The sequence below is a fragment of the Sulfurimonas crateris genome (genome assembly GCF_005217605.1).
GTDB classification, from domain to species: domain Bacteria; phylum Campylobacterota; class Campylobacteria; order Campylobacterales; family Sulfurimonadaceae; genus Sulfurimonas; species Sulfurimonas crateris.
Window position 1 is genome coordinate 103665 of sequence record NZ_SZPX01000006.1, and the last position, 23973, is coordinate 127637.

Genomic DNA, 23973 nt, shown 5'->3' on the forward strand with positions numbered 1-23973 from the left:
TTAAAGAAGCTTATTATATCATACGTGCTATTTTTAATTAAAAAGAAGCTCATAGATGCAAAAAATATTCTACTTCTTAATATTTTTCTTCATAACTCTTAGTGAAGCTTCTTCATCACAACAGGCACTAGATCTCTCTCAAAAAAACAGAAACATCGGCAAGAGCCTCCTCTACTTTGAGGACAAAAGTGCGAAGATGGATTTTGAGCAGATAAAAGATCTGCCGCAAGATGCTTTTAAACCCCTAAACAGAGATGTTGACACTCAGCTCTTTACCACATCCGCCTTATGGTACAAATTTGATGTTTATAACAAAGAGACAACTCCCATAAAAAAATTAATAGTCATCGGAATCCCATGGATAGACAGCGTAAAAGTACATATAGAGAGTAAGAACTCAAAGCTCTGGGTATATGAGGGCGGAGATACTTTTGCATATAAAAACAGATCACTGGATCATGTCAATACAAATTTTGAGCATGAGTTTGGGAGCGGATACTCAAGCCTTTTTGTGCAGATAAGGACTCTTGATCCCTTTATTGTCCCGATCTCCGTTATGGATAGCTCCGAGTTTTTACAAGATGAGATAGTCCACTCAAACTACACGGGTTTTGTATACGGGATCATAATGGCTATGCTGCTTTATAACCTGATTCTGTTTTTTAGGATAAAAATAGCATATTACGGCTTCTACGTCCTCTACCTAGGACTCTTTTTGGTTATGAACGCATCTTACAACTGCTACACTTTCAAGTGGTTTTTTTATGACTATCCTACTCTTCAAAACTGGTTTGAGTCGACATTTATATATCTATTCTCCATAGGCGGGATACTCTTTGCACAATCATTTTTAAATCTCAAAAACTCATTTCCAAGACTCAATTTAATCACAAACTATCTTCTCCTTATTTATGTCACTATTATGATAGTCACCTTCTTTATCAGCTACAGATACCACGTAACTTTTGCCATAAGCCTGACGGTACTATTTAGTCTCTATGTTTTTGGGATAACCATCTACTCCATCTTAAGGGGCAATCACTACGCAAAGCTATTCTTTCTCGCCATTACTGCAGGACTGCTTGGAACTTTGGTCACAGCCCTTACCGTCATGGCGCTGATACCATATACGGATATCGGACTTCATGCAGTCGATTATGGTATGATTATCGATACGATTTTGCTCTCCTTTGCTTTGGCAGACAGATTTAAAGCTACGCAAGAGGAGAAGCTGCTTGCTGAAGGTAGGACTCACAAGGCACTTGCGGCAAAAAAGGCAAAGGAGGAGTTCCTCTCAAATATGAGCCATGAGATAAGAACTCCGATGAATGCAATACTTGGATTTATCAATCTTCTAAAAAAGAGCATAAAAGATGAAAAGAACCTCTCTTACCTCAATATCATCCTATCAAATTCAAAAACACTTATGCATGTAATAGATGATATTTTAGACCTCTCCACCATAGAGAGCGGCAAACTTGTGATAAACAAGCACTTTTTCCATCCACAAAAAGAGCTGGAGTATGTAAGCAAGCTTTTTGAGCCGACAGCAAAAGAGAAGTCCATCGAACTGATCTCCAATATAGACCCAAATATCCCATACTGCCTAGAGGGCGACCTGCTAAGAATAAAACAGATACTGTTTAACTTTTTAAGCAATGCATTTAAGTTTACTCCCCAAGACAAAAAGATATTTATCGACATTGTCTATAAAGATTCAACTCTTATTGTCTCGGTTAAAGATGAGGGTATTGGCATACCTCTTGATGCTCAAAAGAGAATATTCGGCGCCTTTGAGCAAGCAGGCTACAGAAGCGGTGAAAAATATGGCGGCACCGGTCTTGGACTCTCCATCTCACTAAAACTAGCCCACCTTATGGGCGGAGATATCTCGCTCTCTAGCAAAGAGGGGCAAGGAAGCACGTTTACCCTCTCTCTTCCTCTTGAGAACTGCGAATCAGGAGAGATAGAGTACCTAAAAGATGGAGAGTCTGAACTCGAAGAGAATTTTGACTACTCTAACCTCTGCGGAAATGTTCTAGTCGCAGAAGATAATAAGATGAACCAGATGCTTATGGAGATACTGCTTCAAGAGTACTCTTTAAATCCTACCATTGCCGAAGACGGCTTGGAGGCTCTAAAAATCTTCAACTCATCAAAGTTTGATCTTGTCCTGATGGATGAGAGTATGCCTAATATGACGGGAGTAGAGGCAATATATAAGATACGTGAACATGAGAGTAAAAACGCTCTTAAGCCTACTCCAATAGTGGCTCTCACCGCAAACGTAATGGAAGAGGACAGAAAAAAGTTCTTTGAAGCCGGAGCAGATGACTTCATAGCAAAACCTATAGACATGGCAGAGCTTAACAGAGTTTTAAAACGTTTCCTCTCGTAAAAGTGCATAAAAAATCAACCTATAAAAGAGAATTTACATAATTTTTATGTTAATATCGTTAAAAAAAATTTAAGGGTATATTTATGCAGACGACAATGTTTAAAGGGAGCACGGTAAATTTAGAGGGAGACGCGCTTAACGTTGGGGACAAAGCACCCGTTGTGCACGCAATAGGAACCGACTTGAACAACATAGAGATAGGCGGCGCAAAAGATAGGATACAGCTGCTTATAACAGTCCCATCACTGGATACGGACACCTGTGCGGCAGAGACAAGAAGATTTAACGAAGATGTAAACAACCTAGACATCTGTGAGACTACCGTTGTCTCTATGGACCTTCCGTTTGCTTCGGAGCGTTTTTGTACCACAAGCGGCATCGAAAATCTCTCAGTTGCAAGCGACTATATCGACAAAGAGGTAAGCAAAGCTTACGGTGTTTTAATGTCTGACAACAAACTAAAAGGATTGAGCGCAAGAGCCGTTTTTGTGATTGATCGAAGCGGAGTGATCGTCTACAAAGAGATAGTTGGCGAAGTCACTGCAGAGCCAAACTATGAAGCAGCTCTTGAGGCGATAAAACAGGCTAGATAAACCTCTTATGCGCTAAAGACAACTTTAGCATTAGCGATGCGCTCATAAAGAGAGATCTTCTTTTTATAGGGCATCCACTTAACCAAAAATATTACCAGCGCCTCCCACATCGAAACCCAAGCCGCAACCGTAAGTCCCTCTGAGACAACCGCAAAAGCGATACTTTTTTGCATACACGTCCCCGCCTGCTTTAAAAATTATATTGTATCACATTGCAAAGCTTTTATATCCGCTTCGCTTTAACAACTCCTCAGCACTATTTTTGTATAATTCACACTAAATTTTCTAAAAGGTATCCCATGCGCGGTTATAAAATTTTTGCAGGTTCAGCAAGTGTAGAGTTTGCAAAAGAGGTTTGTCAGATTTTAGATGTTCCATTGGCTAAAGCCGATGTTAAAAAGTTTAGTGACGGTGAGATCTCAGTTCAGATCGCCGAGAGTGTACGCGGTCGTGACGTATTTATTGTTCAGTCAACCGGTGCTCCTTCAAACGACAATCTTATGGAGCTTCTAATTATGACAGATGCTCTTCGCAGATCTTCAGCTTCTAGCATCACGGCAGTTGTTCCATACTACGGCTATGCAAGACAGGACCGTAAAGCTGCTCCTCGTGTTCCGATCACCGCAAGATTAGTTGCAGATATGTATGAAGCTGCAGGGATAAACAGAGTTGTTACGATAGATCTTCATGCAGGACAGATCCAAGGTTTTTTCAATATTCCTGTCGATAATCTCTATGGCTCTATAACTTTTGAGAACTACATAAAGAGCAAAAATCTAAAAAACCCTATTATCGCTTCTCCAGACATCGGCGGAGTCGCTCGTGCACGCTACTTTGCCACAAGAATGGGACTTGATATGGTGATTGTGGACAAACGCCGCGAAAAAGCGAACGAGAGCGAAGTTATGAATATCATCGGTGATGTTGATGGCAAAGATGTTATTATGATCGACGATATGGTAGATACGGCAGGAACAATGGTAAAAGCCGCAACAGCGCTTAAGAACAAGGGTGCAACTTCTGTTATCGCTTGTGCTACACACGCAGTGCTCAGCGGAAAAGCTTACGACAACATCCAAAACGGCGAACTTGACGAACTTATCGTTACAAACACTCTTGAATCAAAACCACATGAGAAGATTGTAGTGCTCACGGTTGCACCTCTCTTTGCAGAGGTTATTCGCAGGGTCTATCACAACGAGAGTGTTAATTCACTTTTTGCATAAACAAGGGAATTAATTGAAGAATATTAGAAACTTTTCTATTATCGCACATATAGACCACGGAAAAAGCACTTTAGCAGACAGGATCATTCAGGAGTGCGGAGCTGTTAGTGAGCGTGAGCTTACAAAACAGATGATGGATACGATGGATATAGAAAAAGAGCGCGGCATTACCATAAAGGCGCAAAGCGTTCGACTTGACTACGTAAAAGACGGCGAGCACTACATCCTCAATCTTATTGACACTCCGGGCCACGTCGACTTCTCTTATGAGGTTAGCAAATCTTTGGCTTCAAGTGACGGTGCGCTTCTTATCGTAGATGCCGCTCAAGGCGTTGAAGCACAAACGATCGCAAACGTCTACTTGGCAATGGATAACAACCTTGAGCTGATTCCCGTTATAAACAAGATTGACCTCCCTGCGGCAGACCCAATTAAAGTTGCCGAAGAGATCGAGACAAGTATCGGCATAGATGCGACCGATGCGGTATTGGTATCTGCAAAAACAGGAGTAGGCATCCGCGAACTTATAGATGCCATAGTTGAGCGTATTCCTGCCCCTAGCGGAGATCCTAAGGCTACCACAAAAGCTATCATCTACGACTCATGGTTTGACCCTTATCTGGGAGCATTGGCTCTTGTGCGTGTGTTTGACGGCGAGATAAAAAAGAATCAGCTTGTAAAACTTATGAGCAACAACGAAGAGCATCAAGTACTCGACCTTATGTACCCTCACCCGCTAAAGAGACAAAAAACAAATGCAATTAAAAGCGGAGAGATAGGTATAGTAGTTCTGGGTCTTAAAGATGTCAGCATCGTAAATGTAGGTGATACAATTACCGATGCAAAAAACCCGACTGCGGAGCCTGCTCTTAAGTATGAACCTGCCAAACCATTTGTTTTTGCAGGTCTCTACCCGATAGACACCGATAAGTTTGAGGAGTTAAGAGACGCTCTTAACAAACTAAAGCTTAACGACTCCTCACTTTCTTACGAGCCTGAGACCTCTATCGCTCTTGGATTTGGTTTTCGTGTCGGATTTTTGGGAATGTTGCATATGGAGGTTATCAAAGAGCGCTTAGAGCGTGAGTTTGACCTTGATCTTATTGCAACGGCACCCTCGGTTGTCTACCACGTATATCTCACCAACGGCGATATGGTAGAGGTGCAGAACCCTTCAGAGCTCCCATCTGTAAGCCAGATAGAGAAGATCGAAGAGCCTTATGTAAAAGCGACCGTAATTACGCCTAGTGAATATCTTGGAAACGTCATTACACTCCTTATCTCAAAAAGAGGTATGCAAGACAAGATGACCTACTTAAACGAAGACAGGGTTATGCTTGAGTACTCTTTGCCGATGAACGAGATCGTTGTAGACTTTTATGACAAACTCAAATCGATCTCCAAGGGTTATGCAAGTTTTGACTATGAGCCGATAGACTTTAAAGAGGGTAACCTCGTAAAACTCGATGTCAAAGTTGCAGGCGAAGTGGTCGATGCGCTAAGTATTATAGTTCCTATCACGTCTGCTGAGTCAAGAGGACGCGCACTTGTAAAAAACATGAAAGAGATCATCCCAAGACAGCTTTTTGAAGTTGCGGTTCAGGCTTCGATAGGAAGCAGAGTCATTGCAAGAGAGACAGTAAAGAGCATGGGCAAAAATGTCACGGCCAAGTGTTACGGCGGAGACATAACCAGAAAAAGAAAACTTCTTGAGAAGCAAAAAGAGGGTAAAAAAAGAATGAAGTCCATCGGAAAGGTAAATCTTCCTCAAGAAGCATTTATGTCCGTGCTTAAGATGGATTGATACCAAATGCGCTGCCTGATGTGTGAGAATCTCTCCCTTTCACACATCTGTAAAAAGTGTCAAAACAACTTTTTAACCCCCTCCATCTACAGAAGAAAGATCCTCGGCAACATAGAAGTTATCTCATTTTACAAATATGGCGATATAAAAGAGCTTCTTCATACAAAACATACCGATATCGGCTACTACATCTACTCTATATTGGCAAAAAACTCCATCACAAAATTCGCATCTGAGTTTGAGTATCCGCATAAGGTAGTCTCAATAGGCGTCGATGATTATACTAAATCAGGCTACTCTCATACAGCGATACTAAACAGAGCGCTTAAGAGCAGATATATAAAGCCTCTTTTTGGCAAACTAAGAGCAAAGAACAGGGTTAGCTACTCCGGAAAAACCAAGCAATTCAGGCTCCTAAATCCCAGAGATTTTGAACTGAAAGAACTTAATGTCAAAAGCGCTATTTTAGTAGATGATATTATTACGACAAGCTCGACTCTGACTCAGGCTGTTGAAGCTTTGCAAAAAGAGAATATAGAGACTCTATTTTGTCTCACACTTGCTTCTGCAAGTGTAAACTAAGCATTCATTTAATATACTGATGCATTACCATTCATGACATTTGTGGGGGATATGAATGCATATAGTTGTATTTTTTCTACTTTTTTCTACTTTTTTATATGCTCAGGATACAAATCTTGATGAACTTCTTTCGCAGTACCGCGAAGCAAGTGAACTCTCTTATGAAACCAAACAAGAAAAATCAGGTAATACCACTGTCTTTAGTCGTTCTGACTTAGACAAAATGCAAGCTTACACACTCAATGATGTATTTAAAACACTAAAGATGTTTACACTTAAAAACTCCTCTTTTGGTCCAACAGCTCTAGTAAAGAGTCCTTACTCAGGGCAGTCCATGTCGTCTGTAAAAATATATATCAACTCTTATGAGGTTACCTCTATTACATCAGGTACAGGAATTGCGCAATTTGGACAGATGGGGCTTAATTTTATAGACCATATCGAGGTTTATCAAGCATCCAATGCTATTTCATTTCATGGCGAACCCGGGAACATGGTTATCAAGCTCTACACCAAAGACCCCTCACGAGAAAATGCAACCGTCGCACAAGGGTCGATTGATTCAAATGGTGGCAGCAGAGGGCAAATCATTGATGCGCAAAATTTTGACGACTACTCCTATCTTGCCAACATTGATGTAAGCGGCAACAGATTTGACAAAGAGAGAAACGCAAACAACAAAGAGCTCTCAAGAGACAGCAGCAGAGGTCAGCTTTACGTTAATTTTGCCAAAAAAGATGACTATCTTATTGAAGGTGGTGTCTCAAGGGAGAAAAGTGATATCTTTAATGGATTTAATGCAATTAGCTCAGGTATAGAGGGAGGAGATATTACCTCAACTTATAGCTATCTTCAGTTTACAAAAAATCTCCCTTCACAAACAGAGCTCATTATCTCAGGTACCTACGAAGAAATTGATATTCAAAACAGTGACACTTTTGGCATACCTCTTTTTGATGGCTCTTCAAGCACTAATCTTAATGTTGCTACAGGCTCTTATGCCTATGATATACTTCTACGAAAGCGCCATAGTTATAACGACCACAACTTCTTATTTGGCGCAGAAGCAAAGCTTAAAACCTTTTTTCTAGATTCGATTCAAAGCAACGACATAGAAAAAAGCTATCAGCTTGGTCCTAAACAACTTGACATCTATATGCTCTTCGCCGAAGACAGTTATGACATCAATGACGACCACCAGATTACACTTGGTGCAAAAGCAGACTATTACGACAACCATTTAACTGAAGCAGATACAGAGTATATTTTGCGTCTTGCATATCTTGCAAAAATTTCAGAAGAGTTTTCACTCAAAAGTTTTATCCAAAAAGGGTATATATATCCTATCTTTTCGCAGACAACTTTTTCACCCGTTGCTACTCCAAATCCAAATTTAAAAGCTTCGAAAAATCGTGTAATGAAAGTAGAGGTTGAATACAAAAAAGAGAAACTCACTCTTACTCTTGGAACAGGGGTATCTAAATCAAAAGATGGAATTATTTTTAACCGAGCACTAGGCACGTATGTAAACAATAATGGAAATTCAGATTTCTCACAATTTTTTCTTACTTTAGATTACAGATTTGATGCAGAGAACAAACTTATCGCTGAGTACTTTAGAGCCTACAAAGACAACTACTCTTTCACCTCCGACAGAGGTGCTCTCGTACAACTTTACTCTACATTTGGCAAATTTGACCTTTACAATGAACTCATCTATCGCTCCTCTTATGTTGGTGCTGATGGTGTATATATGGATGCAGGATACGACTACACCGCAGGAGCGATTTACCACTATAACAAGCATGTCAACCTCAAACTCAAAGGCGAAAACATCTTTGACAAAGCTATTGAGACAAGTATCGATGGAGCAAAGATTCCCGCGCTCCAAAGACGTGGTATCTTGACACTGGAGTATATTTTTTAAATGAAAAAGCTTTTTCTCCTTCTTGCTCTAGCATTATCACTCTTTGCAAACCAATCAAAGAGTGCGATTCAGGCACAAATTTTAGAAAAAATTTTTCTGAATATTGAGATGGGCAAAGAGATTGTTCTGTGGTCTGATAACAAAACACTTATACAAGAGTTTGAAAAAACTGGACATTTCAAAACAACCGATGATTGTCGTGAAGCTACGATTCTTATAGTTGAGGAGAAGAAAAATCTTCCAAAAAAGATTTGTAATAAAGCAGTTTTTGTTCTTGACTACGATCTTCTTAGGAAGATTCCTCAGAGTTTTGGCTCAATGTTCTGGAAAAAGGGCAGACCCAATATTGTTCTCATAGAACCTAGAGCAAAAAAACAAAGAATCACAATTTCCAAAGAACTTGAGATGTACAACGAGGAGAAGATATGGTAAAAAGAAGAGAACTTTTTATCTTTTTTCTTCTATTTCTTCTTGGGCTATTCTTTATTTATACCTACAATGAGATTACAAAAGCAAAAGAAGCGATTTTTGAGCGTATTGAAAAACATGAGATAGCGAAAATCTCCTATGTTCTTGAAAATATGCAGCAGCAGATTCTTCTAGAGGCTTCAAAGCATCCAAGCAAAGATTTACTCTCTTTCTTTCAAAACAAAAAAAATGCAAAAATGTATGAAGATATGCTCTCTATGATGCTAACTTCTGATGTAAAATACTCCTACATCCTCTACAAGGATACTAAAGAGAAGTTTCGTTTTTTGTTAGATGCCTCAAAAACAGACAAAGCAAATTTCAATCAAAAATTTGATGTTTCCTCCTCTGAGTACAATCTTCTCTATAGAACAAAAAAACCACAAATCATTCGAGGGCAATATATTGAGAATCTTTACATAACCTACCTGCACCCAATCATGCAAGACGGTAAAGTTGTAGCTCTTTTTACTATTGATTTTACGACAGATATTAAAACAATTATCCTAGAGTCTATCAAACCGTTGGAGACTCTTTTTACACTCCTCGCAGTATTTATTGTTATATTTATGAGCATGACTCTTATGCAAATCTTTCACTATTTTATTACCAGAAAAAAAATATTTACAGACCCTCTTACAAAAACATTCAACAGAAATTATCTTGAAGAAATTTCGCCTTTGCTAAACCTTGAACACTACTCTTTGGCAATGCTTGACCTGGACAAATTTAAGATCATAAACGATACCTACGGGCATAAAGCCGGCGACTACGTTCTCTCTCAAGCGAGCGAAGTATTTAAAGACTCTATCAGAGACAGCGATATCTTGGTAAGATACGGCGGAGAGGAGTTTTTGCTTCTTATAAATAACAGAAGCAAAACAAAATCGGACATAGACATATGTGAGCGCTTAAGAAAAAACATACTAAAAGAGCACTTTTCATATGATACCCATGAGATCAATGTAAGCGTCTCTATAGGTCTGCATAAATATCCGTATCTTGAGAAAAACCTCCAAGAGGCAATAAAAATAGCCGACAAAATGCTCTATGTTGCTAAAAGAAGCGGAAGAAACAGAGTGATCTGCTATGATGAAAAAGCAAGCAGAGAGGATTTCTCATCCTCTGCAGACATAAGTTTTGTAAAAGAGGCTATTGATGAAGATAGGGTTATCTGCCACTATCAGCCAATCTACGACTTTAAACACACAAGAATATTCAAATATGAAGCACTGGTGAGGATAGTTACAAGAGATGGCAAGATAGTTCCCCCTCTTGCCTTTTTGCCTCAGATAAAAGAGACAAATATTCACTACAAACTAACACAGAGGATTCTTCTATTGGTCTTTGAGACCTTTAAGAACAACAACAAGCTTGTAAGTATAAATATGAACTTCTCAGACCTCATCAATCCTGATATAGAGGAGACCATTGTCAGGAACCTGCGAGATGACCAGCATCTTGCTTCTCGTGTTACGTTTGAGATACTTGAGAGTGACGAGATCGACGATATTGAGCTATTTAAAGAGAAGATAAACCTGCTCCATTCTCTTAAAGCAAAGGTCTCTATCGATGATTTTGGAAGCGGCTACTCAAACTTCAAAACTATTATAGACATAGAAGCAAACTTCCTAAAGATCGACGGCTCGCTTGTCAAAAATATTGATGTCAATGCAAAAGATTTTAAAGTGGTAAAGAGCATTATACACTTTGCTGCGCAGAGTAATATGCAGACGATAGCGGAGTTTGTCCACTCAAAAGAGGTATATGAAAAGCTGCTCCTTCTCGATATCGATTTTATGCAGGGGTACTACATCTCAGAGCCAAAAAATTATCTTGTCGAGAGTGATGAGCTTTTTAAAATTCTTTAAAATAGTTTTTTAAAGAATTTATTTATCTCTTTCTCGATCACCTTATTTACCTTCTCTTCCACCTTTTTACCGGCTTCTGATTTCATAAACTTCTCCAGATCGATCACTATTTTAGGAGAGTCAATATCGCCTACAAGCCTTCCGCTTATCTCGTTTTTCTTAGCTCTTAAAGTAATGTCGGTATCTATCATATTTGTTTTCGTATTTAGCTTTGTTGCTGCCGTCTTTATTGAAGCCTCTTTTGAGCGAAGGTCAATTGAAGCCAAAACACTATCTTTATCTACCTTTGCATCCATATCACCGTTAAAATGCTCTCTGTACATGTCAACTTTTGTGTACTGCTTTATAAGATCAAATGTCTGATTTTTCACAAAAACCGCATCTGAGACCTGAGCCTTCATGCTCCCCCTGCTTTGCGCCAGATTGTAATCTACTTTTGCATTTAGCCAAGCGTCTGCTATCTCGGGATAGAAAAACATATGCAAAACTGCATTTGCGCTTACCGAACTAACATCCGCATGAAACTCATCATTATGAAGCTTTGCAGCCACCTTCCCTTTTGCAATATTTGAATTAAAGGTGAGATCTAGATCTTTTGACTTTGATATATCACCATACGCCGCAAGAGAGCCTCTTATGTGACGCTTTGTCACAAAAAAGAGAGCGTTAAGATCAGGTACGCTTAGCTTGTAATCACTCTTTAAAGATCCATCTTTCATATTGAACTTTGCACTCTTCATCTCTAAACCTGCAATGTTTGAGCTAAGTTTTGCCTTTGTATCAGCAATATCTCCCTCTAGAAGGGTCTCTGCTTTAAGGCTAAAGAGAGTTTTTGGCATAGTAGATGCAAACTCATACGTTTTGCTTAGATATTTTGAATCAAGAACTCCCTTTGTTACTATAGTATCTACTTTTCCGCTAAGTGAGTCCGCCCTTGCGTCGCTTATATCCACATTCATTGAGAGCACTCCATCCGTATAGTGGGGCTGTTTTGCCATATAGAGAAGTTTTGCAATATCAAGATCTACTATTTTTGCTTTTATGGATGCGGGAGCAAAATCTTTTAAGATAGCTTCAAAAACACTCTCCGATGATGCAATATCGCTTATGCCCGCAACTGAGAGTCTCTCCCTGCCCCCTTTTGCGCTTCCGCTTAGTTTGAGAGAACCTCGTATATCTGCCTTTGTTATGGGCTTTAACACCTCAAGGTCTTCTATATTTAACGAGTATTTCAAGTCGGTTTTGAGGGGCTCGGGCACAATTGTTCCGTATGAGTTTATATTAAAGAGGTTCGAGAGCAGGCTGGAGCTGTACTCTATTTCATCACCCTTTAATTTTGCATTCAGATCCATAGAAAACGAAGTTTTAGGGATGGTGACATTAAAGTCGCTTAACATATATTTAGGATCGATTTTTCCGTCTCTGCTTTTTAAAACAACCTCTCCATCCATCTTATTGGGCGTTATGTCTCTGAAGTTCAGATCCATATCTATCCCTGCCGTCGCACACGGATTTTGAGCACTCATATAGAGAAGCGAAGCCAACTCTGCCCCCTTAATGTTTGCGATGATGGATGTCGGATTTAGCTCGTGAAGCTCGATATGGTAAGCAGTATCGCTCTTTGCTACACTGCTTTTACCGTCTATCTTCATAAAAGCCATATCGCCGTAAACTCTTCCATCCGTTGCAAAAGCTCCTCTTAGCTCCGTTTTTGTTAAAGGTTTTAAACTGCTAAGGTCTTTAAGCTCTACATCGTAAGAGATGTCAAAAGATTTTGCAAAAAGCGAGTACTCCCCTTTTGCTCTGATAATATTGCCCCTGTTTACCTCTAAAACTATCTCGAAATCGCTTATGTCCAGACGAAACTCATTTAGCTTACTCTCCAGTTTCGTCTGCTCCTTGATCTTGGCCTCTATAAAAGGCTTTACAAATCCATTACCCATTTTGCTAAAAGCTGCTATATACAGAGTTGCAACAACTACCGCTAAAATTGCGCCTATCCAAGCTAAAAACTTCATACTCTCTCCAATGTACATCTGTTTTAGAATAATACAATATAAGCTATTTTTTTAGCAAACGATAAAGTTGATAATAGTAGACTCAACTTAATTAACTAAATAAAATCAATTAATACTTGACATTATTACACTCAATATGTATAATAATGCCATCTTTATAAAAAAAGGAGTAATTTAACAACTATGTCAAAAGATAATAATGAAGAGCTTCAAGAAGAATCTCTTGAAAATGAAGAGCTTAACGAAGTAGCCGAAGAAGCTGCCGCAGAAGCCCAAGCTGTTGAAAACGAACTTGATCTTTTACAAGAGGAGCTAACTGCTCTTAAAGATAAGTACGCTCGTGTTCACGCCGACTTTGATAACATCAAAAAGAGGCTGGAGAAAGAGAAGTATACTGCCGTTGAGTATTCAAATGAGAAATTTGCCAAAGATATGATACCTGTAATGGATGCACTTCAAATGGCACTATCTTCTACGCAAAACATAAATGATCCGCAAGAGCATTTGGAAAAACTCAAAGAGGGTATAGAGCTTACTTTAAAACAACTTACCAACTCTTTGCAAAAGCATGGCGTGACTATGGTCTCTCATGAAGAGCCGTTTGACCCAAATATCCATAATGCTATCCAGAGCGTAGATAGCGATACGGTCCAGAGCGGTCAAATCGTTCAGACATTTCAAACCGGATACAGATATAAAGATAGACCGCTTCGTGAAGCAATGGTAGTTGTAGCGAATTAACACTCGCCAATGCTACTTAAGTAGCAAAGAAAAAAAGAGTAAGGCGATATAACTTCGCCAAGTAGAACAAATTTTTACAAAACAAAAAACAAAGGAAACAAAATTATGTCAAAAGTAATAGGTATAGATTTAGGAACAACAAATTCATGTGTAGCGGTTTATGAGGGCGGTGAAGCAAAGATCATCCCGAACAAAGAGGGAAAAAACACAACTCCTTCGGTTGTTGCATTTACAGATAAAGGCGAAGTTTTAGTAGGAGATCCTGCAAAACGTCAGGCGATCACAAACCCGAACAAGACCATCTCTTCTATTAAGAGAATTATGGGTCTTATGATGAGCGAAGAGAACGCAAAAGCGGCTCACGACAAAGTAACATACAACATAGTAGACAAAGACGGTATGGCGGCAGTTGATGTTGCTGGAAAGATCTACACGCCGCAAGAGATCTCTGCTAAGATCCTCAGTAAACTAAAAGAGGATGCAGAGGCTTACTTAGGCTCGACTGTAACTGACGCGGTTATCACTGTTCCTGCATACTTCAACGATGCGCAGAGAAAAGCGACAAAAGATGCGGGAACTATTGCGGGACTTAACGTCTTACGTATCATCAACGAGCCGACAGCTTCTGCTCTTGCATACGGACTAGACAGCAAAAGCGAAGAGAACGTACTTGTTTACGACCTGGGTGGCGGAACATTTGACGTTACTGTGCTAGAGATTAGCGATGGTACTTTTGAGGTTCTCTCAACTGACGGTAACGCATTCTTGGGTGGAGACGACTTTGACAACAAGATCGTTGACTACCTAAACAGCGAGTTTAAAAGCTCTCACGGAATCGATCTTAAAAATGACAAGATGGCACTTCAACGTCTAAAAGATGCTGCTGAAAATGCTAAAAAAGAGCTATCAAGCTCAACTGAGACTGAGATAAACCTTCCGTTTATCACTATGACAGAAGCGGGACCTCAACACCTTGTGACAAAACTTACTCGTGCTAAATTCGAGAGTATGATCGAGAAGCTTGTTGAAGAGACTATCAGCCATATTAAAACGGCTATGAAAGATGCTGACTTAGACAACGACGCTATCAAAGAGATCATTATGGTCGGTGGATCAACTCGTGTTCCATTGGCACAAAAGATGGTATCTGATTTCTTCGGCGGTAAAAAACTCAACAAAGGGGTAAACCCTGATGAAGTGGTTGCTGCAGGTGCTGCTATCCAAGGTGGTGTTTTAAGAGGAGATGTTAAAGATGTACTTCTTCTAGATGTTACTCCGCTATCTCTTGGGATCGAGACTCTAGGCGGTGTTGCTACTAAGATCATTGAAAAAGGTACTACAATACCTGTTAAAAAATCTCAGATCTTCTCAACTGCCGAAGATAATCAGCCTGCTGTTAGCATCTCGGTTGTTCAAGGTGAGAGAGAGTTTGCAAAAGATAACAAATCTTTAGGTCTTTTTGAACTAGGTGATATTCCTGCAGCTCCAAGAGGCGTACCTCAGATCGAGGTTACTTTTGACATCGATGCAAACGGTATTTTAACTGTTAGCTCAACAGACAAAGGTACAGGTAAATCTCAATCGATCACAATCTCTGGAAGTTCAGGACTAAGCGAAGAAGAGATCAACAAAATGGTTCAAGATGCTGAGGCTCATAAAGCTGAAGACTCAAAAAGAAAAGAGCTTGTTGAGCTTAAGAACCAAGCCGATGCGCTTATTGCACAGACTGAAAAATCTCTTGGCGAGATGGGTGAGAAGATCGAAGCAGAAGAGAAAGCAACTATCGAGAGCGCTATAGCTGAGCTCAAAGAGACTCTAAAAGATGAGAGTGCTACAAAAGAGCAGATCGAAGCGAAAGTAAAAACTCTAACTGAAGCAAGTCATAAAATGGCTGAGCAGATGTACAAAAAAGATCAAGGTGCTGAAGCAGGTGCTGCCGATGCTAAAAAGAAGAAGGAAGAGGACGACGTAATAGACGCTGAAATAGAGTAATATACTCTAAGAGCTTCCGCATTATTTGTGGAAGCTCTCCTCAAGTGTGGCTCTTGAGTTCGCCTTTTCTACACGGTTTCTTCCCGCAGTTTTAGCGGAGTAAAGAGCGATATCAGCCCTGTTGATCACAGAATGAACATCATCATCTTTATGCACACAAGAGACTCCAAAACTTGCAGTTATTTTCCCTAGACTATCTATCTCAAGCTGCTCAATAGAGCTTCTTAATTTTTCAGCCACCAAGAGAGCATTATCAATATTTACCGCAGGAAGAAGTATCACGAACTCTTCGCCTCCCCATCTGCATACTATATCTATCTCTCTTAACTTTTCAACTAAAAGCTTAGATATCTTAACTATCACCAAGTCCCCTACATTATGACCGTATGTGTCGTTTATCTTTTTAAAATTGTCTATGTCTACTATTATCAACGACATCTCATTTTCTCTCTCAACCATTGTGCGGTGTGATGACTGAAAGAGCCTTAAAAACTTATGTCTGTTGTATAGATTTGTAAGCTGGTCTTTTGATGCCATCTCTTTATATTTTATGTTTTTATGCATCAGTTCGGCATTCATCTCATCAAGCTCTTTTTGATACTCTTTTGTCAAGAGCGCCCATCTGGAGTAGGTCGTGGCAATAAGCTCTTTTTGAGATATAACTCCCGACATCTTACCCTCATCATCGACTACGACCACTCTCTTGTAGTGCTTCTCTCTTAAAAACTCCAGAGCCCCTTTGACCGAACAATCTTTGCCAATGGTCTCGACGGGTGATGACATATATGTACTTATCGGTTTACTTAGATCATCATTTTTCTCAATAATGCGAATAACATCTTTGGTCGTAAATATACCTATCGGCTTTAAATTTTCAATGACTATAACGCTCTCAAAAGAGTTCTTTGCCATATCGCAAAGCAGCTCTGCCGTCTTTAGATCTTTGTTTACCCACTTAGCTCTTTTACCCAGTTTTAAAAAATCAAGAAGACAGAAGTTATCCATCAATGTATCTGGATCTATGCTGCTTATGATATCGGTGTGGGAGATGAGTCCAAAAAGCTTCCCCTCATCATCGACTGCACATATATACTCTACTTCGCAGTTTAAATACTCAAGCGTATGCAGAACGGTTTTATCTTTGTTTATTATCGGAACCAAAGGCAGCTCTATATTTTTTAAAGAGCTGTCCATATCTATATCTCTTGATTTCATATTTAAGATATCAGTCACTCTCATGATACGAAAAATGTCACCGTCTATGACCAATATATTCCTGTGTTCGTTGTTGAACATCTTTTTCATAGCATCTGAGATTTTGTTATTTATATCTATTGAGACAACCGAAGTCGTCGCAATGCTCCCTATTTTTGGAAAAATCATATCTAAGTAGCCCCTTTTATATCGTATTTAATGCCTCTTGTACCTTCAGTGCCTGCAGATGCTCTTTTACATCATGTACGCGTATTATCGAAGCGCCGTTTTTTACGGCTTCGAGATGAAGAGCCAAGGTTCCCGCCAACCTCTCATGCGGCGAAGATGGCGATATCTTATCTATCATAGACTTTCTTGAAGCGCCTACAAGCAGAGGCTTGCCAAGTGTTAAAAAGTGTCCAAGATGTTTTATAAGCATAAGATTGTGCTCCAATGTCTTGCCAAAGCCTATTCCTACATCAAGCGTTATATGCTTTACATTTAAAAACTCCGCTCTTGCGACTCTTTGTTCAAAAAACGAATATATTTCGCTTAGTATATTATCATATTTTGGCTCATTTTGCATTGTCTGAGGAGTCCCCTGCATATGCATGATCACTGCGGCGGCGTTATTGCTTGCACAAAGTTTTGAGACTGCATCGTTAGAGAGTCCGGTGATGTCGTTTACTATCTCAAAGCCGCTCTTAAGCGCACAAGTTATCACCTCAGGCTCATAACTGTCGATGCTAAACTTTGTATTTTTGTATAGCTTTGCCTTTTTTATGGCATCAAAGAGAGGTTTTAATCTTCTAAACTCCTCATCTTTGTCTACATAAAGAGAGGAAGGGGCGGATGATACTCCGCCTATGTCTATAATATCGGCACCCTCATCTATCATGCGCTCTACTGCTTCTACCGCTGTATTGCCGTTAAATCTGGACTCGGAGTAAAAACTGTCGTCATTTGCGTTTATTACCCCCATGATCTCCACTTTTTTGGGTTTTTTGATCTTTAATATCTCTTGTAGCTTTTTTGCCACATCTTTTAGTCCAAACGGCTGGGCAAGCTCTTTTTTGCTAAGAGTCTCAAGCTCTCTTGCAGTAGCAATAAGTATGCAATCGACATATGGAGTTTTTGCCATGACGGTTCCGCGCGGTACAGCCAGATCTGCCCCCACGCTAAGAGCGTCCTGCTTTAAAATATTTGCCGCTCCGACATGCAGATCTCTTATGTAGATGGTATAATAAGTTGCTTTTGAAGCCAGTATAGATATGCCCCCGCTGTCTACACCCAGCTCTTTTAAATATCTCTGTTTATCTATACTGTTTGACAAAAGTTCAATTTGCATTTTTTTCTCCTACAAAACTCATAACTAACATAGCCAGAACACTCTGCGGTCTGGAGTTTAACTCTAAAAGCCTGTAAGCCTTGTCAAAATTTTGAAGCTGCAGTGACGTAAGTATCAGTTTTTCAACAACTGTCGCCTTATGATAGAGCGCTTCGACCAAAGCCTTGGCTTCGCTCTTTTTTACTCTTGCATTTGCCTTTAAGAACTCAAAGACCTCTTTGTAACTAATACGTGATAGATTGATCTCTATGGGCACAGGCGAGCTTTTTTTCTCCCCTTTTATTATGGGCATTCTTGAGCGGACAGTCGGAAGAAGGTTTGATTTGGTAGGAGAGATAATGATAAGTTCTATATTTCTTGGAGGCTCTTCTAGAAGTTTTAAAAGGGAGTTTTGTGATATGTTATTGAAGCTGTTAGCGCCTAGGATCAGATATTTCGTCTGAGCTTCACTTATATAGGCTTCCGCTACGACGGCTTTTGCGTGCTCTATCTTGAACTCATCCTCTATAAAACCGACGACTCTGCTCGGTTTTAGCTCCTCGCTTATTCTTTGATACTCAGACTCTATATCCGAGGAGATAAGAATATAGCCTCTTTTAGGCTCATGAGTTGACATCGACTTCTCCAAACATCGCTGCATTAAGAGATGCATTAAAGAGACGGTAGAGTTGAAGCAGTTTTATATCTAGCAGCTTGTCGTAAGATTTTAGAGTAAAAGCATTGATATACTCTTCATCAAATATCCAAAAGTAGCTGGTATCTTTTCTTTTTGCAAGATCAGCTCTTTTGTCATCACCCTTGCCGATATACCAAAAAAAGTAATCCTCTTTGTGTGCCAAAGATATCATATCTTCGACTACGTCAAGCATCTCTCCGCCGCTGACACTGTTGTAGTGCTTGTACATACTCTCTATGCTTACTATAGGCAGAAGAGGTCTCTCCATCTGAGAGCTGTTAAGGTTGTCAAGGATGTAGCTCTCAAGCCACTTTCTCTTCTCATCCGTAATAAGGATGATAGTTTTGCCGCAAAGTATCTGCTCTAACGCCTGCGAGGTTGTAGTAGTCCAGTCAAATCGCTGCTCTTCAAGCCAGCTAAAACAGCCACCCTCTTCTCTTATGGCATCCAAGCTCCACTGTGCAAACTCTTGCATTAGGCTACTTGTCTAGCTCGTAAGCAGCGTGAAGGCTTCTAACGGCAAGCTCTGCATACTTCTCATCTATGACCATTGAGACCTTTATCTCAGATGTCGAGATCATATTTATATTTATATTCTCTTTTGCCATAGTCGAGAAAGCTTTTGCCGCAACACCCGTGTGAGACTTCATACCGACACCAACTATCGAGACTTTGCAGATGTTCTCATCATAAGAAGCTTCATCTACCTCAGCATCGTCTACAAATTTATCCATAACTCCTTTAGCATCACTTAAATCACCCACAGGAACTGTAAAGTCGATGTTAGCTTTGCCGTCATGTCCGACATTTTGGATAATCATATCTATATTTACACTGTTGCTTGAGAGCTTTGTAAATATATCCGATGCTATTCCAGGTCTATCTTTTACGCCTACCAAAGAGACGCGAGCCTGATTTTTATCTAATGCAATTCCACTTACTAACGGTTTTTCCATGATACTTTCTTCCTTGGTTATTAATGTTCCCTCTTCATCAGAGAAGCTTGTTCTTGTTACTAAATTTACGTTTAATTTTTTAGCCAGCTCGACTGAGCGGTTTTGAAGTACTTTTGCACCGAGAGATGCAAGTTCAAGCATCTCGTCGTATGAGATCTTCTCAAGTTTTTTTGCTTTTGGCTCGATCCTAGGATCTGTTGTGAAGATTCCGCTTACATCTGTATATATCTCACAAAGATCAGCCTTTAGCGCACCTGCGATCGCAACTGCCGAAAGATCACTTCCGCCGCGTCCAAGCGTAGTTACGTTTCCGTCTTGAGATACTCCCTGAAAGCCTGCTACCACTACAATTTTTCCCTCTTTTATAGCCTCATGCATCACTGAAGGATTTATCTCCTCTATACGCGCTTTGGTATGAATGTTGTCAGTCACTATTCCGGCTTTTCTCCCCGTCATAGAGACCGCATCATAACCCATCTCACTTAGAGCAATGGCGAGCAGTGAAGCAGTTACTCTCTCACCGGAGCTTAACAGCATATCCATCTCTGCCCTTGCAGGGTTTTTTGAGAAGTGCTCCGCGTATGAGACAAGCTTGTTTGTCTCTCCGCTCATTGCTGAAACGACAACAACTACATCGTTGCCCGCTTTTTTTGTTTTTGCGACCCTGTTAGCCACATTTTGGATGCGATCTAAGTCGCCGACACTTGTTCCGCCGAATTTTTGAACTATTAACATCTACAATAATCCCTCTTTTTTGAAATAACTTATTACACTCTCATATACGTTCTTTTTAAAACTGGCACTCAAATTCAGAGCCTCATCTACGGTTACAAACTTATACTCGCTAAACTCAGGCTCATCGGTATGAATATTAATAGCAGCATCCTCATGGAGTTTAACCAAAAAGTACTTCTGCTTTTGTCCGATAAAGGGTTTCATATTCTCTGCGATTCTTGAAGGAAAATCGTAAGATATCCACTCCGGAAACTCGGCGATCACCTCTACCATATCCGTACCTATCTCTTCTAGAAGCTCGCGAAAAAGTGCCTCTTGAACCTCTTCACCTTCATCTATTCCGCCTTGAGGAAACTGCCAGACATCAGCTAGATCATTTCTTTGCGCTAAGAATATCTCTTTTGTATGAGGATAACTGCTCGAGACGATTATCATCGCAACATTTGGGCGGTACAGATCTTTTTTGCTCATTATTTCACTTGATTGTAATATTGTTGCGATTATACAAAATATGCCATTAAATTAAACTAATTTCATCAAAAAATTCAGTTTTGATTATTTTTAAAAACCCCCATAAAACAGGTAATAACATCACAAAAAAGTTTTATAAGTAACCTATGAAACTTTAACTTATTTATGTTATTATTGCGACAATTTCAGTATATAAAGGTAGACAATGCAGGAGTACATCTTAAAAAATGATGATTTTTTAGTCTCTCAGACAGATGCCAAGGGTATTATTATTTTTGCCAATGACGACTTTTGTAAAGTCGCAGGCTACACCATTGACGAGCTTGTCGGCAAGCCGCACAATGTCGTCCGCCACAAAGATATGCCAAAAGCCGCTTTTAAAGATCTCTGGGAGACGGTAAAGAGCGACAAGATTTGGACAGGTTATGTAAAAAACAGCACAAAGGATGGAGGTTTTTACTGGGTTTTTGCCACAGTATATCCGATGTATGATACAACCAGAAAAGAGCAGACTTATCTCTCTTGCCGCAGAAAGCCATCAAGAGCAGAGATCGAAGAAGCTGAAGCTCTCTACAAAACATTAAGATAGGAAATTTTAAAATGAATAATAACTTAAAGATCACGATCATCTCGATAGCTTTTATACTCCTAATTGGTTCTCTCTTTTTAACGGACTCAAATATCATCCAAGCATCTCTAGCAGTTGTCGCTTTTTTAGTAGTGATACTCTTTAATCTTCAAAAAAGCGGCGGTGAAGCCAAAGCTCTAAATCAAAAAAGATTAGAACTAATAGAGATGATGGAGTTTAAGAGAAACAAGATCAAAATAGATGAAAACCCGACAGATGAAGCTGAAAAGAACTTCAACAAAATTGTGACAACATATCAAGCTTCAATGTTAAACGATACAAAAGTTGCAGGAGAGATGGTTCTTCTAACCGACAAAGTAGCAAGAGGGCACTACTCATGCAGAATCTCATCTGATTCCAAAACGCCTTATGTTCACGTTCTTAGAAACTCCCTTAACAATATGCTCTCCTCTTCAGAGAGAAACCTCGACAATGCGATAGCTACGCTTCAAAAATTCTCAGAGGGCTCATTCACAACAAGAAGTAAAGTGGATGTAGAGGCTAAAATGGCAGACCTTCTAAACAACATCAACTCTCTTGGAGATTCTCTTGAGAGCATGGAGAAGAAGAACAAAGAGAGCCAAAACACCATAGTAGAGTCATCAAACAGACTAAATGAGACAATCTCTACTATCACAAACAGTACGATCAAAGATTTAAAAGAGATGATAAACTCTACCGTAGATAGAATTCACAACGTTGCTCACAAAGAGAACGATATGGTAGAGAACCTCCAAACTCTTGTAGCAAACGCGAACGAGACAAAGACAATTTTGGCAACAATCGGTGATATCGCTGAACAGACAAACCTTCTAGCCCTTAATGCGGCTATTGAAGCGGCGCGTGCAGGTGAACACGGAAGAGGATTTGCGGTAGTCGCGGATGAAGTACGTAAACTTGCAGAGAGAACCCAGAAAAGTCTTGCAGAGACATCTGCAACGACAAATGTTCTTATTCAATCTATCTCTGAGAGCTCTGATGCACTCAACAAAAACGCAAGCGAAGTAAACGATATCTCAGGCGAAGTGAGTCTTATAAGCCACAAGATGGACGAGATCATAGATACGCTAAGCAACCTCTCTAAAAAATAGAGAGTTGCCTAAGCTTTACGCAAGTCCGTAAAATTTGGCATCTTTTGGCTCTCCGTGATAATAACCCTGAAAATAATCAACCCCCAACTCTTTTACGCAATCCGAGATCTCACTTGAACTGACAAACTCGGCAATGCTCTTTATATTTATATTTTTTGCAAACTGTATCAGTCCCTGAACCATCAACCTTGCTTTCTCATCACTTAAAAGTTTTGTTATAAGCATGCCGTCAATTTTTATAAAATCAATATTTAGCTTTATTAAATTTGTAAAATTTGAGTAGCCCGCTCCAAAGTCGTCTATAGATATCTTGCACCCATACTCTTTTATCATCAAAATAAAGTTCTCTACCACTTCATAGTCCTCTATCTCTTCGGTCTCGACTATCTCAAACGTCATTCTCTCGCCGCCGTACTTCTCTAGCCTGTTTTTGATATATTCAAGCATCGTCGGAGACTTTATATTCTCATAAGTCAAGTTCATGGAGAACTCTACATAAGTATTATCATATACGTTAAAGACCTTTTGCATCATCTGTCTGGTAAAGAACTCAAACGTCTTATCTTCGATCGCTATACTTAAAAAATCATAGGGCGGAACTACTCTGCCATCAGGAAGTTGAAGTCTTGCAAGTGCTTCATACTTCATAACAGAGCCGTCTTTTGCATCTATGATAGGCTGAAAATATGGAACTATATAACCGTTGTGAAGAGCATCTTTGTAGACCTGATATTTATCCAGAGTAGATTTTTTAAGAGTAGTACACTCCGGGGTCATTTCATAGACTTTGTATGGGAGTTTTGAGACCATCGCCTCCTGAAGTGCTACGTTGGCACTATGGTGCAGATGCTCTATACCGTAAGATATGCCCGCCGTAAAATCGGAGACTATTCTTGAACCGTCGCTGCTGGTATATGTAAAGCTCTCAATATTGTTAAAAATGTTTTATCGCTTCTATCTGGTTAATATGGAGTATAACAAGCATTGCCTCATCTTGAAGCAGAGATATCTCTCTCATCAAAGATTCTCTATTTGGAAGGGCAGAAACCTCGTCTATCTCTATTTTTATCTCATTTTTGGAATTTAGGGCTCTCTCTAAAAAAGTTACTATTGAACTTCTTCTATCGTCGTCGCTATTCTCATAAAGATCTGCTATCTGAGTTAAATAATTCTCTAATTTTGCCATTTTTTAGATACTACCCATAGTTTTAATATAAAAAAAAATTATCTCACTTTAACGTAGAATGCTTTAAT

The 23973-nt window shown here is 39.6% G+C and carries 22 protein-coding genes; 12 read left to right on the top strand and 10 right to left on the bottom strand.

The window, feature by feature from the left end:
• Positions 1–55 precede the first annotated feature (55 nt).
• Both FCU45_RS08395 and tpx read left to right on the top strand, forming a co-directional pair.
• Positions 56–2398, top strand: coding sequence for a hybrid sensor histidine kinase/response regulator (locus tag FCU45_RS08395; protein ID WP_137014235.1), 2343 nt, complete (start codon positions 56–58; stop codon positions 2396–2398).
• Between the two features lie 83 nt (positions 2399–2481).
• A complete protein-coding gene (gene tpx / locus FCU45_RS08400; protein ID WP_137014237.1) occupies positions 2482–2991 on the top strand; it encodes a thiol peroxidase in 510 nt (169 codons plus the stop codon).
• 5 nt (positions 2992–2996) lie between these two features.
• Here the strand turns inward: tpx and FCU45_RS11605 are convergent, their stop codons facing one another.
• A complete protein-coding gene (locus FCU45_RS11605; RefSeq protein WP_170175846.1) occupies positions 2997–3164 on the bottom strand; it encodes a hypothetical protein in 168 nt (55 codons plus the stop codon).
• A 126-nt stretch (positions 3165–3290) separates the two neighbouring features.
• Here FCU45_RS11605 and FCU45_RS08405 point away from each other — a divergent pair, with 126 nt between their 5' ends.
• Genes FCU45_RS08405 through FCU45_RS08430 form a run of 6 tightly spaced genes read left to right on the top strand, consistent with a single transcriptional unit; the run spans position 3291 to position 10869 of the window.
• Entirely contained in the window at positions 3291–4217 is a 927-nt protein-coding gene (locus FCU45_RS08405) for a ribose-phosphate pyrophosphokinase (RefSeq protein ID WP_137014239.1), read from the top strand.
• 13 nt (positions 4218–4230) lie between these two features.
• Complete coding sequence (lepA, locus tag FCU45_RS08410) at positions 4231–6021, top strand: translation elongation factor 4 (RefSeq protein WP_137014241.1); 1791 nt, start codon at positions 4231–4233, stop codon at positions 6019–6021.
• Positions 6022–6027: 6 nt separating this feature from the next.
• Positions 6028–6603 (top strand): ComF family protein, encoded by a 576-nt coding sequence (locus tag FCU45_RS08415; protein ID WP_137014243.1) that lies wholly within the window; start codon positions 6028–6030, stop codon positions 6601–6603.
• A 55-nt stretch (positions 6604–6658) separates the two neighbouring features.
• The gene (locus FCU45_RS08420; protein ID WP_137014245.1) at positions 6659–8530 is read left to right on the top strand and encodes a TonB-dependent receptor plug domain-containing protein; all 1872 of its coding nucleotides are present in this window, start codon (positions 6659–6661) and stop codon (positions 8528–8530) included.
• Entirely contained in the window at positions 8531–8962 is a 432-nt protein-coding gene (locus tag FCU45_RS08425; RefSeq protein ID WP_137014247.1) for a hypothetical protein, read from the top strand. It begins immediately after the preceding gene.
• Positions 8956–10869, top strand: coding sequence for an EAL domain-containing protein (locus FCU45_RS08430; protein WP_137014249.1), 1914 nt, complete (start codon positions 8956–8958; stop codon positions 10867–10869). Before FCU45_RS08425 ends, FCU45_RS08430 begins: the two co-directional genes overlap by 7 nt.
• On the opposite strand, the gene FCU45_RS08435 is transcribed toward FCU45_RS08430, so the two are convergent.
• Positions 10866–12887, bottom strand: coding sequence for an AsmA family protein (locus FCU45_RS08435; protein WP_137014251.1), 2022 nt, complete (start codon positions 12885–12887; stop codon positions 10866–10868). The genes FCU45_RS08430 and FCU45_RS08435 overlap by 4 nt on opposite strands.
• Positions 12888–13070: 183 nt before the next feature.
• Between FCU45_RS08435 and grpE the strand changes: the two genes are divergently transcribed.
• Together grpE and dnaK are read left to right on the top strand one after the other, a co-directional pair.
• On the top strand, positions 13071–13628 hold the full coding sequence (gene grpE, locus FCU45_RS08440) for a nucleotide exchange factor GrpE (protein ID WP_137014253.1): 558 nt from the start codon (positions 13071–13073) through the stop codon (positions 13626–13628).
• 105 nt (positions 13629–13733) lie between these two features.
• Positions 13734–15620, top strand: a complete 1887-nt coding sequence (dnaK, locus tag FCU45_RS08445; protein ID WP_137014255.1) for a molecular chaperone DnaK — start codon at positions 13734–13736, stop codon at positions 15618–15620.
• Between the two features lie 21 nt (positions 15621–15641).
• On the opposite strand, the gene FCU45_RS08450 is transcribed toward dnaK, so the two are convergent.
• The 6 genes from FCU45_RS08450 to FCU45_RS08475 are packed head-to-tail and all read right to left on the bottom strand — an operon-like array spanning position 15642 to position 21000.
• Entirely contained in the window at positions 15642–17003 is a 1362-nt protein-coding gene (locus tag FCU45_RS08450; protein WP_137014257.1) for a GGDEF domain-containing protein, read from the bottom strand.
• A gap of 16 nt (positions 17004–17019) precedes the next feature.
• Positions 17020–18162, bottom strand: a complete 1143-nt coding sequence (folP, locus tag FCU45_RS08455; protein ID WP_137014258.1) for a dihydropteroate synthase — start codon at positions 18160–18162, stop codon at positions 17020–17022.
• Positions 18152–18778: a DNA polymerase III subunit delta' gene (locus FCU45_RS08460; protein WP_137014259.1), complete on the bottom strand. Its 627-nt coding sequence runs from the start codon at positions 18776–18778 to the stop codon at positions 18152–18154. The genes folP and FCU45_RS08460 overlap by 11 nt, the downstream gene beginning before the upstream one ends.
• Complete coding sequence (locus tag FCU45_RS08465) at positions 18765–19313, bottom strand: HobA family DNA replication regulator (RefSeq protein ID WP_137014261.1); 549 nt, start codon at positions 19311–19313, stop codon at positions 18765–18767. The genes FCU45_RS08460 and FCU45_RS08465 overlap by 14 nt, the downstream gene beginning before the upstream one ends.
• Positions 19314–19317: 4 nt before the next feature.
• A complete protein-coding gene (locus FCU45_RS08470) occupies positions 19318–20529 on the bottom strand; it encodes an aspartate kinase (protein WP_137014263.1) in 1212 nt (403 codons plus the stop codon).
• The gene (locus tag FCU45_RS08475; RefSeq protein WP_137014265.1) at positions 20530–21000 is read right to left on the bottom strand and encodes an RNA pyrophosphohydrolase; all 471 of its coding nucleotides are present in this window, start codon (positions 20998–21000) and stop codon (positions 20530–20532) included.
• Between the two features lie 205 nt (positions 21001–21205).
• Between FCU45_RS08475 and FCU45_RS08480 the strand changes: the two genes are divergently transcribed.
• Both FCU45_RS08480 and FCU45_RS08485 read left to right on the top strand, forming a co-directional pair.
• Positions 21206–21589 carry a PAS domain-containing protein gene (locus FCU45_RS08480; protein WP_137014267.1) on the top strand — a complete coding sequence of 128 codons (384 nt, stop codon included), beginning with the start codon at positions 21206–21208 and terminating at the stop codon, positions 21587–21589.
• Positions 21590–21600: 11 nt separating this feature from the next.
• Complete coding sequence (locus tag FCU45_RS08485) at positions 21601–22719, top strand: methyl-accepting chemotaxis protein (RefSeq protein WP_137014269.1); 1119 nt, start codon at positions 21601–21603, stop codon at positions 22717–22719.
• A 15-nt stretch (positions 22720–22734) separates the two neighbouring features.
• Here FCU45_RS08485 and FCU45_RS08490 read toward each other — a convergent pair whose 3' ends face one another.
• Together FCU45_RS08490 and FCU45_RS08495 are read right to left on the bottom strand one after the other, a co-directional pair.
• Complete coding sequence (locus FCU45_RS08490; protein ID WP_137014271.1) at positions 22735–23529, bottom strand: EAL domain-containing protein; 795 nt, start codon at positions 23527–23529, stop codon at positions 22735–22737.
• Between the two features lie 124 nt (positions 23530–23653).
• The gene (locus tag FCU45_RS08495; RefSeq protein ID WP_137014273.1) at positions 23654–23905 is read right to left on the bottom strand and encodes a hypothetical protein; all 252 of its coding nucleotides are present in this window, start codon (positions 23903–23905) and stop codon (positions 23654–23656) included.
• Positions 23906–23973 lie beyond the last annotated feature (68 nt).

What these genes read in the sequence shown, in the direction of transcription:
- FCU45_RS08450 (WP_137014257.1), bottom strand. Translation starts at nt 17,003, where the DNA reads ATGATTTTTCCAAAAATAGGGAGCATTGCGACGACTTCGGTTGTCTCA.
- folP (WP_137014258.1), bottom strand. Translation starts at nt 18,162, where the DNA reads ATGCAAATTGAACTTTTGTCAAACAGTATAGATAAACAGAGATATTTA.
- tpx (WP_137014237.1), top strand. Translation starts at nt 2,482, where the DNA reads ATGCAGACGACAATGTTTAAAGGGAGCACGGTAAATTTAGAGGGAGAC.
- FCU45_RS08460 (WP_137014259.1), bottom strand. Translation starts at nt 18,778, where the DNA reads ATGTCAACTCATGAGCCTAAAAGAGGCTATATTCTTATCTCCTCGGAT.
- FCU45_RS08395 (WP_137014235.1), top strand. Translation starts at nt 56, where the DNA reads ATGCAAAAAATATTCTACTTCTTAATATTTTTCTTCATAACTCTTAGT.
- FCU45_RS08420 (WP_137014245.1), top strand. Translation starts at nt 6,659, where the DNA reads ATGCATATAGTTGTATTTTTTCTACTTTTTTCTACTTTTTTATATGCT.
- FCU45_RS08435 (WP_137014251.1), bottom strand. Translation starts at nt 12,887, where the DNA reads ATGAAGTTTTTAGCTTGGATAGGCGCAATTTTAGCGGTAGTTGTTGCA.
- dnaK (WP_137014255.1), top strand. Translation starts at nt 13,734, where the DNA reads ATGTCAAAAGTAATAGGTATAGATTTAGGAACAACAAATTCATGTGTA.
- FCU45_RS08480 (WP_137014267.1), top strand. Translation starts at nt 21,206, where the DNA reads ATGCAGGAGTACATCTTAAAAAATGATGATTTTTTAGTCTCTCAGACA.
- FCU45_RS08405 (WP_137014239.1), top strand. Translation starts at nt 3,291, where the DNA reads ATGCGCGGTTATAAAATTTTTGCAGGTTCAGCAAGTGTAGAGTTTGCA.
- FCU45_RS08430 (WP_137014249.1), top strand. Translation starts at nt 8,956, where the DNA reads ATGGTAAAAAGAAGAGAACTTTTTATCTTTTTTCTTCTATTTCTTCTT.
- FCU45_RS08470 (WP_137014263.1), bottom strand. Translation starts at nt 20,529, where the DNA reads ATGTTAATAGTTCAAAAATTCGGCGGAACAAGTGTCGGCGACTTAGAT.
- FCU45_RS08490 (WP_137014271.1), bottom strand. Translation starts at nt 23,529, where the DNA reads ATGGTCTCAAAACTCCCATACAAAGTCTATGAAATGACCCCGGAGTGT.
- FCU45_RS08475 (WP_137014265.1), bottom strand. Translation starts at nt 21,000, where the DNA reads ATGAGCAAAAAAGATCTGTACCGCCCAAATGTTGCGATGATAATCGTC.
- grpE (WP_137014253.1), top strand. Translation starts at nt 13,071, where the DNA reads ATGTCAAAAGATAATAATGAAGAGCTTCAAGAAGAATCTCTTGAAAAT.
- FCU45_RS08425 (WP_137014247.1), top strand. Translation starts at nt 8,531, where the DNA reads ATGAAAAAGCTTTTTCTCCTTCTTGCTCTAGCATTATCACTCTTTGCA.
- FCU45_RS11605 (WP_170175846.1), bottom strand. Translation starts at nt 3,164, where the DNA reads ATGCAAAAAAGTATCGCTTTTGCGGTTGTCTCAGAGGGACTTACGGTT.
- FCU45_RS08485 (WP_137014269.1), top strand. Translation starts at nt 21,601, where the DNA reads ATGAATAATAACTTAAAGATCACGATCATCTCGATAGCTTTTATACTC.
- FCU45_RS08465 (WP_137014261.1), bottom strand. Translation starts at nt 19,313, where the DNA reads ATGCAAGAGTTTGCACAGTGGAGCTTGGATGCCATAAGAGAAGAGGGT.
- FCU45_RS08415 (WP_137014243.1), top strand. Translation starts at nt 6,028, where the DNA reads ATGCGCTGCCTGATGTGTGAGAATCTCTCCCTTTCACACATCTGTAAA.
- FCU45_RS08495 (WP_137014273.1), bottom strand. Translation starts at nt 23,905, where the DNA reads ATGGCAAAATTAGAGAATTATTTAACTCAGATAGCAGATCTTTATGAG.